Source organism: Vibrio sp. 10N.222.52.C3 (genome assembly GCF_041474195.1).
Classification (GTDB): domain Bacteria; phylum Pseudomonadota; class Gammaproteobacteria; order Enterobacterales; family Vibrionaceae; genus Vibrio; species Vibrio crassostreae_C.
In genome coordinates, this window is the sequence record NZ_JBFRTQ010000021.1 from 20,421 (window position 1) to 31,753 (window position 11,333).

The window sequence follows — 11,333 nt, forward strand, 5'->3', positions numbered from 1 at the left end:
AACAAGTATATGAATAGTTAGTCATTTACTGTCTGGATGACAGAGAAGCAAAAGGGAGAATTGCAATGGCTCTATATGATCCTAGTCTTGAAAAAGACAACTGTGGATTTGGTTTAATAGCGCAAATGGAAGGCCAACCTAGTCATAAGTTGGTAAGAACTGCTATTTCAGCCCTCGATCGCATGACACACCGTGGTGGTATCGCTGCGGATGGTAAAACCGGGGATGGCTGTGGCTTATTACTACAGAAGCCTGACTCTTATCTCAGAATTATTGCTGAAGAGAATAACTTCAAGCTCGGCAAGCAATACGCTGTCGGCATGATTTTCTTCAGCCAAGATCCAATCAAAGCGCAATCCGCGCAAGACATCGTCAATAAAGAGCTCGCTCAAGAGACCTTAACGGTTGCAGGTTGGCGCGTAGTACCGACCAACACCGACGTATTAGGTCCGATTGCCAAAGATTCAGTTCCCAATATTCAGCAAGTGTTTATCTCGGCCCCCGCGGGTTGGCGTGAACGCGATATTGAACGACGCCTTTATATCGCTCGTCGCAGAATTGAAAAACAGATCACCGAAGACAAAGATTTCTATATTTGTAGCCTTTCGACACAAGTCATGGTTTACAAAGGTCTGTGTATGCCGGCCGATCTTCCGCGATTTTACCTCGATCTTGCAGACTTACGCATGGAATCGGCGATATGTCTGTTCCACCAGCGTTTCTCAACCAATACTCAGCCACGTTGGCCACTGGCTCAACCATTCCGCTATTTAGCGCACAATGGTGAGATCAATACCATTGAAGGTAACCGACAATGGGCTAAGGCTCGTGCCTATAAATTCTCTTCGCCGTTGCTGCCAGACTTACAAACCGCCGCACCCTTTGTGAATGAGACAGGCTCAGATTCATCAAGCCTAGATAACATGCTCGACCTGTTCCTTGCCGGTGGTATGGATGTGTTCCGAGCGATGCGCATGCTTGTGCCGCCCGCTTGGCAAAACCACCCAGATATGGACCCAGATCTACGTGCATTCTACGACTTCAACTCAAAGCACATGGAACCGTGGGATGGTCCTGCTGGTATCGTACTTTCAGATGGTCGTTACGCTGCGTGTAACCTAGATAGAAACGGCCTGCGTCCTGCGCGTTATGTGATTACCAAAGACAATCTAATCACGCTCGCATCAGAAGTCGGTATCTGGAACTATGCACCGGATGAAGTCGCAGAGAAAGGCCGTGTTGGCCCGGGCGAACTGTTGGTAATAGATACTCGCCGCGGCAAGCTATGGCAATCTAATGAGATCGACAATGACCTCAAAGGCCGCCACCCATATAAAGAGTGGATGGAAAAGAACGTTCACAAGTTAACGCCATTTTCTGCGCTGCAAGATGACCAAGTGGGTAAGCGTAGCTTTGACGATGATACGCTCAAGACCTACCAAAAACAGTTTGCGATGAGCAACGAAGAGTCCGACCAAGTGCTGCGTGTGCTTGGTGATATGGGGCAAGAAGCAGTGGGCTCAATGGGCGACGACACGCCAATGGCTGTGCTCTCTTCAAAAGAACGCTTGGTCACTGATTACTTCCGTCAAAAGTTTGCACAAGTCACCAACCCACCGATTGATCCATTGCGTGAAAAACACGTGATGTCTTTGGCGACCAGTATTGGTAAAGAGATGAACGTGTTCTGTGAAACAGACGGTCACGCCTATCGTGTCACGTTTGATTCACCAGTACTGCTTTACTCAGACATGCAGCAGCTTCTGCAGTTGAGTCAAAAACATTATCGTCATGTCATTCTCAGCATGCACTACGACCCGAATAACCAAGATCTAGAACAAGCAATCAAAGCAGTATGTGATAGCGCCGAACAAGAAGTCAGCGAAGGTGCGGTTTTAGTTGTGCTGTCGGACAAAGGTTTAGAGAAAGGAAAACTACCGATCCCTGCAGCCATGTTGGTTGGTGCGGTGCAAACAAGGCTTGCTGACACCAACCTGCGTTGTGATGCCAACATCGTTGTTGAGACAGCAACTGCGCGCGACCCACACCAATTTGCTGTGCTGCTTGGCTTCGGTGCAACCGCGGTTTACCCATACCTCGCTTATGAAGCGTTAGGTAAAATGTTGGATGATGGCTCTTTAGATAAAGATTATCGTGCCGCAATGCAAAATTACCAAAACGGCATCAACAAAGGTCTGTACAAGATCATGTCGAAGATGGGAATTTCAACCATTGCCTCTTATCGCTGTTCACAGCTTTTCGAAGCCGTTGGCCTTCATTCCGATGTTGTTGAGCTCTGTTTCCGCGGAGTTACCACTCGAATCCAAGGCGCAAGCTTTAGCGATTTCCAACAAGATATCTATAACTTATCGCGTAAAGCCTGGACTAAGCGTAAGCCAATCGAGCACGGTGGTTTACTCAAATACGTACACGGCGGCGAATATCACGCCTATAACCCTGATGTGGTTGGCACTCTGCAAACTGCAGTAAAAACAGGTGAGACATCGGATTATCTCTCTTTTGCTAAGCAAGTAAATGCTCGTCCAGCTGCGATGTTACGCGACTTAATGAGCCTCAAAAAAGCCGATCAGCCTCTACCACTAGAGCAAGTCGAGCCTAACAGCGATCTGTTTAAACGCTTCGACTCTGCGGCAATGTCGATCGGTGCTTTGAGCCCAGAAGCGCATGAAGCATTAGCAATGGCGATGAACCGCTTGGGTGGTTACTCAAACTCTGGTGAAGGTGGTGAAGACCCTCGACGCTTTGGTACTGACCGTAACTCTCGTATCAAGCAGATAGCTTCCGGTCGTTTTGGTGTGACGCCACATTACTTAACCAATGCGGATGTTTTGCAGATCAAGGTCGCGCAAGGTGCGAAGCCTGGAGAAGGTGGTCAACTGCCCGGCCATAAAGTTACCGCAGAAATCGCTAAGCTGAGATATTCAGTTCAAGGGGTGACACTGATCTCCCCTCCTCCACATCACGATATTTATTCTATCGAGGATCTAGCGCAGCTGATTTTCGACCTTAAACAAGTGAACCCTAAAGCCTTGGTTTCAGTAAAGTTAGTATCGGAACCGGGTGTAGGCACGATTGCAACTGGTGTAGCGAAAGCCTATGCCGATCTGATCACCATTTCTGGCTACGATGGCGGTACCGCGGCAAGCCCTCTAACCTCGGTAAAATACGCAGGTTGCCCTTGGGAGCTTGGCTTAGCAGAAACTCAACAAGCACTGGTTGCTAACGGGCTTCGTCATAAGATCCGCCTGCAAGTCGATGGTGGTTTAAAAACTGGCCTTGATGTGATTAAAGGTGCGATTCTCGGTGCAGAAAGCTTTGGTTTTGGTACCGCGCCAATGGTCGCAATGGGTTGTAAGTTCTTACGAATTTGTCACCTAAACAACTGTGCGACGGGTGTTGCGACTCAAGATGAAACACTACGCCGCGAATACTTCAAAGGCCTGCCAGACATGGTGGTGAACTACTTTACAGGCCTAGCCGATGAAGTTCGCCAATACCTTGCAGAACTCGGCGTAGAAAAACTAACGGACCTGATTGGTCGTACTGACTTACTTGAAGCCGTTCAAGGTCTCACCGCGAAACAGAACAAGCTCGATCTCTCTTCAATACTCGAAGCTCCGGTATCTCCAGAAGGTCACCCACTGTTTTGGACCGAGCCAAACGCACCATTTGATAAAGCTCAGCTCAACCAGCAGATTCTGGATGATGCACTCGATGCAATTGAGAAACGTCAATCCACCAGCCTTTACTACAACGTGATCAACACAGACCGCTCGATTGGTGCTCGTATCTCTGGTGAAATTGCTAAGCGATACGGCAACCAAGGGATGGCAGGTTCACCAATCAAGTTATATCTCGACGGTACAGCAGGCCAATCTTTTGCGGTTTGGAACGCAGGCGGCGTTGAGCTTTACCTAACAGGCGATGCCAATGACTATGTTGGCAAAGGCATGGCTGGCGGCAAAGTGGTTATCAAGCCTCACCAAGGCACCGCATTTACTTGTAACGAAGCGACCATCATAGGCAACACCTGTCTGTATGGCGCAACTGGAGGCAAGCTGTTTGCAGCTGGTACGGCTGGCGAACGATTTGGCGTACGTAACTCAGGTACGGTTGCTGTGATTGAAGGCGCTGGTGACAACGCCTGTGAATACATGACCGGCGGTATTGTTGCCATTCTTGGCGCAACTGGCGTCAACTTCGGTGCGGGTATGACAGGTGGCTTCGCTTATGTCATGGATAAGAACGAAGACTTCCAAGGTCGAGTAAATAACGAATCGGTTGAGGCACTTTCTCTGTCTGATCTATACATCCACCAAGAACATCTGCGTGGTTTGATTGCAGAGCACTTAGAAGAGACAGGTTCAGTACACGCTGAAGCGATTCTGGCGAACTTTGATGAATGGATTCCGAAGTTCTACCTAGTGAAGCCAAAGACGGCGGATCTTAACACCTTGCTCGGTCACCAAAGCCGCAGCTCTGCTGAACTTCGTGTTCAAGCGCAATAATTGGAAGGAGCCAATAATGAGCCAGAATGTATACCAATTTATTGATGTGAATCGCGTAGACCCAGCGAAGAAACCAATCAAGATACGTAAGATTGAGTTTGTAGAGATCTACGAACCTTTCACTAAACAGCAAGCGAAAGCGCAAGCAGACCGTTGTTTAGACTGTGGTAACCCATACTGTGAATGGAAATGTCCTGTTCACAACTACATCCCTCAGTGGCTTAAGCTTGCCAATGAAGGGCGTATTATCGAAGCCGCTGAACTGTCTCACCAAACCAACAGCCTGCCTGAGGTTTGCGGTCGAGTTTGCCCTCAAGACCGCTTGTGTGAGGGCTCTTGTACCCTCAATGACGATTTCGGTGCCGTAACCATTGGCAATATTGAAAAGTACATTACCGACAAAGCCTTTGAGATGGGTTGGAAGCCTGACATGTCTCACGTTGAGTGGACTGATAAAAAGGTCGCGATCATCGGTGCGGGGCCAGCAGGTCTAGCGGCGGCTGACATCCTAGTTCGTAATGGCGTAAAAGCCGTTGTGTTTGACCGCTATCCGGAGATCGGTGGCCTACTGACGTTTGGTATTCCATCGTTCAAGCTTGAGAAAGGCATCATGGAAAATCGTCGCCGTATCTTTAGCGAGATGGGCGTCGAGTTCCAAATGAATACCGAAGTCGGCAAAGATGTACAACTTCAGCAACTCGTCGATGACTACGACGCTGTTTTCCTTGGTGTCGGCACCTATAAAAACATGCGTGCGGGTTTAGACAACGAAGATGCACCGGGCGTTTATGATGCTCTGCCATTCTTGATTTCTAATACCTACAAGGTCATGGAACTGGAAAACCCAACCCCATTTATCGATATGCAAGGTAAGAAAGTCGTCGTGCTTGGTGGTGGTGATACGGCGATGGACTGCGTTCGAACCTCTATTCGTCAGAATGCGGCAGATGTGGTGTGTGCTTACCGCCGAGATGAAGCCAACATGCCAGGTTCTCGCCGTGAGGTGAAGAATGCGCGTGAAGAGGGTGTGAAGTTCAAGTTCAACCTCCAACCTATTGGCTTAGAGCTTAACAGCACTGGTCATGTGGTTGGCGTTAAATTCGTAAAAACCGCTTTGGGTGAACCTGATGAAGCAGGTCGCCGTCGCCCGGAACCTGTCGAAGGTAGTGAGCATGTTCTTGAAGCAGATGCCGTTATCATGGCATTTGGTTTCCAACCTCATGCGATGGAATGGCTAGAACCTTTCGGTGTGGAGCTCGATCAGTGGGGTCGCATCAAGGCTCCTAACAAACAAGAGTTTCAATACCAAACCACCAACAGCAAGATCTTTGCAGGTGGTGATGCGGTTCGAGGATCTGACTTAGTGGTGACCGCTATCGATGAAGGCCGTAAAGCCGCAGAAGGGATCTTGGACTACCTAGAAGTGTGACTAATCTAAGGTTTCCTTTATTACTCAGGCCGTTACTATAAAAAAGGGATCCAATGATGGATCCTTTTTTGAATTAGATACGTTTATCACAAGCATATCGAAAAATACGTAAAACAATCGCAAACAAGCCAATACCTATAACTACAATTAAAACAACGCCATAGGAAACATTATGAAAAAAGCAGCTCTCCTCTCGTTATCACTTTTAACGTTAACCGCTTGCAGCCAAGGAATCACGGACATGAAAGACAGAACTTCATCACCTTGTGGAGACAAACCAAACTGCGTATCAACTCAAGATGATCGTGAGCAACATGCATTGGCCGCGTTTGAGTTGTCAGATTCAGCGAGCTTAGATGCGATTGAGCAGGTTGCACTAACCTTACCGGGATCGAAAACCGCGAGTAAAACAGAAGATTATCTGCGTGTTGAATGTACCTCTCGCATCATGCGTTTTGTCGATGACTTAGAGCTTAAGATCACGGATGGCAAACTGATCGTGCGTTCAGAGTCTCGTACTGGCCATTCTGATTTTGGCGTAAACCGAAAACGAGCTGAACAACTTCGTGCTAGCTTGAAAAGCGAAGGCCTAATCAAATAGATAAAAGAATACGCAGATAAATCACTACTATTCGGATGAGAAGTGCCTCTGGGCAGTCGCTCGACACTTCTTATCCATGCTACAATTTCGCTCTACTGTTTAAATATTATTTATTAAGAGACTACACATGAAAATCGGCATCATTGGCGCAATGGAGCAAGAAGTTGCGATCCTAAAAGCAGCAATTTCAGACATTACTGAAGTTAATAAAGGCGGTTGTACCTTTTTCTCTGGTCAGCTAAATGGTGTTGACGTTGTTTTGCTTCAATCTGGCATTGGTAAAGTAGCAGCGGCTGTTGGTACTTCAATCCTACTAAGCGAATACCAACCAGATGTCGTTCTTAACACGGGCTCTGCTGGCGGTTTTGATTCAACACTGAACCTTGGCGATGTGGTTATCTCAACTGAAGTTCGACACCACGATGCAGACGTTACAGCTTTCGGTTACGAAATCGGCCAAATGGCAGGTCAACCTGCAGCGTTCAAAGCTGACGACAAGCTGATGGCTGTTGCAGAACAAGCACTAGCACAAATGGAAGATAAGCACGCCGTTCGTGGCCTTATCTGTACTGGCGACGCATTTGTTTGTACAGCAGAACGCCAAGAGTTCATCCGTAAGCACTTCCCATCAGTGGTAGCTGTAGAGATGGAAGCATCGGCTATCGCTCAAGCTTGTCACCAATTCCAAGTACCATTCGTGGTTGTTCGTGCAATCTCTGATGTTGCAGACAAAGAATCACCAATGAGCTTCGAAGAGTTCCTGCCACTAGCAGCGCAAAGCTCTTCTGAAATGGTTATCAAGATGGTTGCCCTACTAAAGTAAGCGACTAGACATGCAAACACTGTTTGATCAGGTATTTGCAAATGGCGTGCTCCTTGTGATGTGGGGAGCACTGCTTTTTCATTTAATTTTACCTATCCCCCATGCCGCACACCCCACGACCTTATGGCATAAGTTTGCTGAGCTTTTAGCAAGCAAGGTTAATAACAACCACAACTATTCCCAAAGCTTAATCTCAGGTACATTAGCTTGGGGGTTAATGGTACTGCCAACTCTGGTTATTCTCTTGGCACTGCAATCGTTGGTTTGGCAATCTCAACTGTTTGAATTGGCACTGTTATTACTCGCGATTGATTGGCGCAATAATGAAAAGCTGGCTAACCAACTGATCAAAGCACTTGGCCGAGAAGATAAAGCGGCCGCTCGTCAGTTACTGGCTCCGATTGTCAATCGTCAAACCGAATCACTTTCGTCACTTGGCCTCGGCAAAGCCGCCACAGAAACCATCATCATGGGTTACGCTCGTAACGTAGTTTGTGTGTTTTTCTGGTACGCCATTGGTGGTGGAATCGCTGCGTTAATGTATCGCCTTGTGGTCGAGTTAGCTCGAGCTTGGTCGCCAAGTCGCAAGCAATTTTCTCCGTTCGGCTCAACGGCGATCAAGATAGTCGCGATTCTCGAATTTATACCGATGCGTTTGTTTGCTTTGATGATCGTATGTGGTGATAAAGCAACGCACACATTTAAGATGATGTTAGTCCAAAGTCGCTCTTGGCCACTACCCGGCCCAGCCTGGTTGATCACGGCTGTTGGCAACAAGCTTGAACTATCATTGGGTGGCCCTGCGATTTACGACAACACTAAAGCCATTCGCGCAAAATTAGGCGGAAGAATCGCACCGTCAGCTCTGCATCTATCTCAGGTTCAGAAACTACTCTTTGGTCGCATCGCTATCTGGATCTTTTTACAAAGCCTAGCCTTACTATTTATTCACCAAGGGATTTAGAGTGGAATCTTCAGCACTTGTTACAAGCCTTACTATTTTGTCTTCCAGCTTATGGCTGCCTTTATCATTTGCAGAAGAAGTACCACTGACTCAAGAACAAGTACAGCCGGCTCAACGCGTGGTCAGCCTTGCTCCTCATGCCACTGAACTCGCGTACAGCGCAGGTTTAGGTAACAACCTTGTCGCCGTAAGTGAACGAAGTGATTACCCACCACAAGCCGATAAGCTTGAAAAAGTGGCAAACTATCAAGGTATCAAGGTTGAGAAGATCATCGCACTTCAGCCTGATTTGATTCTTGCGTGGCCAGCGGGAAACCCGCCCAGAGAGCTCGCGAAACTAGAGCAATTTGGTTTTAATATTTACTACTCCAAGACCAAAAGCCTAGACAGTATCGCAACCAATATTGAACAACTGAGCGAATACGCTAGCGATCCAAGCATTGGCGAAAATAACGCTCAGCAATACAGAGAGCAGCTCAACGCGTTGAGACTAGAATACAAAGATGCCGAGCCAGTAAACTACTTCTACCAGCTCAGTGAAAAGCCGATCATCACTGTTGCTCAAGGACACTGGCCAAGTGAGGTGTTTGAGTTTTGTGGTGGACACAATATTTTTGAAGACAGCGCCTCGCCATATCCGCAAGTTGGTATTGAACAAGTTGTATTAAGAAAACCGCAAGTGATTTTCACTTCTCAGCACGCGATTGAGAATGGAACCATGTGGCAAACATGGGAAGATGAAATCCCAGCAGTCGCTCAAAATCAGATTTGGTCCCTCAATTCAGACTGGATTAATCGCCCGACAACGAGAACTTTGAAAGCGATCCAACAAGTGTGCGATTTCTTCGATAGAGCTAGGCAAAATCACTAACTATTTGCTGCGTTTTTTCGTACAATTCGCCACCGACCTGTCCCTACAATTTTAACTATAAGAGCACCAGTATCATGGACTCCATGCTGCTTTATATTATCGATTTATTTGGCACTGCCATCTTTGCCGTCTCAGGCGTATTTGTCGCTGGCCGTCTTAAGATGGATCCCTTTGGCGTCGCCGTTCTAGGCAGTGTAACCGCGATTGGCGGCGGCACAATTCGTGACATGGCATTGGGTGCAACTCCCGTGTTTTGGATCACCGATACCACCTACCTTTGGGTCATCATCATCACCTGTTTGCTGACCATGATTATTGTAAGACGCCCGAAACGTCTGGCTTGGTGGATATTGCCGGTATGTGATGCGATTGGCCTAGCGGTGTTTGTTGGCATTGGTGTAGAAAAAGCACTTATCTATCAAGATTCAGCACTAGTGGCGATCATCATGGGTGTCATCACCGGCTGCGGTGGCGGTATTATCCGCGACGTACTTGCCCGTGAAGTGCCTATGATTCTAAGAAGTGAAGTCTACGCGACCGCTTGTATCATTGGTGGTACTTTCCATACCATGGCGATCAGCATGGGGCACGATTCAGAAACTGCATTTCTGGCCGGCGTGTTCTCAACACTATTGATAAGGCTTGGCGCTATTCGTTGGCATTTATCATTGCCGACCTTCGCCATCAAATAAGCTAACGTTACAAAGTGAAAGGCTCCCTAGGGCTGTCTCTTATACACAAATCCCTAAGCCACGCTTGGGGATTTTTTTTGAACTATTTTTAGGTTTCATGATCTGATCATCTAAGCAATGACAAGGATGATTATCATGACCTATATAGAGCCAACCCTCTGGGCACAAAAACAGTTCGGTCAAGCCCACCTAAATGACCCTAGACGCACTCAAAGACTCGTTACTCTCGCAGCCTCACTGGCCGAGCAACCTGGTGTACCCGTCTCGAAACTCATTATCTCCCCTGCTGAAATGGAAGGGGCTTATCGCTTCATCCGTAATGAGCAAATCAAAGCAGAAGATATCGCAGAAGCGGGGTTTTATGTCACCGCACAAGAAGCATTAGAGCAACAAACACTTCTTGCCTTAGAAGACACCACTTCTCTCAGTTACTCCCATCGCAGCATTCGAGATGAACTCGGGCACTCCAATCAAGGCAACCGACATCGCGCCATGTTCGTACACTCAACCTTACTTTTTGCTCCCGACACTCAATCTGTTATTGGTTTAATTGAACAACAGCGCTGGACTCGTGATATAGAAAAGCGAGGCCAAAGGCACCAGCATGCGACTCGACCATACAAAGAGAAAGAAAGTTATAAGTGGGAACAAGCCTCTCGCCATGTCGCTGAGCGACTTGGCGATAAAATTTCGGATGTCATTTCTGTGTGCGATAGAGAAGCCGACCTATTTGAATACCTCACTTACAAGCGAGAGCAACAACAAAGGTTCATCGTTAGCTCAATGCAAAGCCGCTGTATTGAAGAGCATGATAATCGTCTTTATAGCTATGCCTCTACCCTGTTATCAGCCGGAGAGAAAGTGCTCGAAATACCGCAAAAAGGGGGGCGTAAAGCTCGCAAGGCTCATTTAGATATCAAATATGCCCCCGTGACACTCAAGTCTCCTGCTAACAAGAAAGAGTTCGATAACATTCCGCTTTACTACGTGGGATGTATAGAACAAGGAGAGAGTAGCGATAAGCTCGTATGGCACTCACTGACTTCTGAGCCGATAACGAGCAAGGAAGAGGCACTCAAAATCGTCAGTTATTATGAGCGGCGCTGGCTGATAGAAGATTTTCATAAAGTCTGGAAAAGTGAAGGGACAGAGGTTGAGCAACTGAGAATGCAAAGTAAGGACAACTTAGAGAGGCTCAGCGTTATTTTGGCTTTTATCGCGACTCGGTTACTCCAGTTGAGGTTTATGAATGAATCAGACGAGTTATCTAAGACCAGTTGTGAGCGGGTATTAAGAGGCAAAGCGTGGAAGTTAATGTGGCTCAAGTTGGAGAAGAAAGAACTACCGAAAGAAGCGCCTAATATATCATGGGCTTACAACGGTATTGCTCGGTTAGGTGGTTGGAAGAATACCAAGCGAACGGG

Annotated in this window: 8 protein-coding genes; all 8 read left to right on the plus strand. The window is 47.3% G+C overall.

Annotated elements, in window-relative coordinates; all coding sequences use genetic code 11:
* Positions 1-65: 65 nt before the first annotated feature.
* Positions 66-4,529 (plus strand): glutamate synthase large subunit, encoded by a 4,464-nt coding sequence (gltB, locus tag AB4517_RS03080; protein WP_372147873.1) that lies wholly within the window; start codon positions 66-68, stop codon positions 4,527-4,529.
* Between the two features lie 16 nt (positions 4,530-4,545).
* On the plus strand, positions 4,546-5,958 hold the full coding sequence (locus AB4517_RS03085) for an FAD-dependent oxidoreductase (RefSeq protein ID WP_372147875.1): 1,413 nt from the start codon (positions 4,546-4,548) through the stop codon (positions 5,956-5,958).
* Between the two features lie 172 nt (positions 5,959-6,130).
* Positions 6,131-6,559 carry a DUF1499 domain-containing protein gene (locus AB4517_RS03090; RefSeq protein ID WP_017059301.1) on the plus strand — a complete coding sequence of 143 codons (429 nt, stop codon included), beginning with the start codon at positions 6,131-6,133 and terminating at the stop codon, positions 6,557-6,559.
* A gap of 127 nt (positions 6,560-6,686) precedes the next feature.
* Positions 6,687-7,382, plus strand: coding sequence for a 5'-methylthioadenosine/S-adenosylhomocysteine nucleosidase (gene mtnN / locus AB4517_RS03095; RefSeq protein ID WP_012603226.1), 696 nt, complete (start codon positions 6,687-6,689; stop codon positions 7,380-7,382).
* Positions 7,383-7,392: 10 nt separating this feature from the next.
* Complete coding sequence (locus AB4517_RS03100; protein WP_229647462.1) at positions 7,393-8,346, plus strand: cobalamin biosynthesis family protein; 954 nt, start codon at positions 7,393-7,395, stop codon at positions 8,344-8,346.
* Between the two features lies 1 nt (position 8,347).
* Positions 8,348-9,217, plus strand: a complete 870-nt coding sequence (btuF, locus tag AB4517_RS03105) for a vitamin B12 ABC transporter substrate-binding protein BtuF (RefSeq protein ID WP_372083388.1) — start codon at positions 8,348-8,350, stop codon at positions 9,215-9,217.
* 74 nt (positions 9,218-9,291) lie between these two features.
* Positions 9,292-9,909 (plus strand): TRIC cation channel family protein, encoded by a 618-nt coding sequence (locus AB4517_RS03110; RefSeq protein WP_017062893.1) that lies wholly within the window; start codon positions 9,292-9,294, stop codon positions 9,907-9,909.
* A gap of 135 nt (positions 9,910-10,044) precedes the next feature.
* The coding region (locus AB4517_RS03115; RefSeq protein WP_372147876.1) for an IS4 family transposase at positions 10,045-11,333 on the plus strand (1,289 nt) is incomplete at its 3' end.

What these genes read in the sequence shown, in the direction of transcription:
- gltB (WP_372147873.1), top strand. Translation starts at nt 66, where the DNA reads ATGGCTCTATATGATCCTAGTCTTGAAAAAGACAACTGTGGATTTGGT.
- AB4517_RS03085 (WP_372147875.1), top strand. Translation starts at nt 4,546, where the DNA reads ATGAGCCAGAATGTATACCAATTTATTGATGTGAATCGCGTAGACCCA.
- AB4517_RS03090 (WP_017059301.1), top strand. Translation starts at nt 6,131, where the DNA reads ATGAAAAAAGCAGCTCTCCTCTCGTTATCACTTTTAACGTTAACCGCT.
- mtnN (WP_012603226.1), top strand. Translation starts at nt 6,687, where the DNA reads ATGAAAATCGGCATCATTGGCGCAATGGAGCAAGAAGTTGCGATCCTA.
- AB4517_RS03100 (WP_229647462.1), top strand. Translation starts at nt 7,393, where the DNA reads ATGCAAACACTGTTTGATCAGGTATTTGCAAATGGCGTGCTCCTTGTG.
- AB4517_RS03110 (WP_017062893.1), top strand. Translation starts at nt 9,292, where the DNA reads ATGGACTCCATGCTGCTTTATATTATCGATTTATTTGGCACTGCCATC.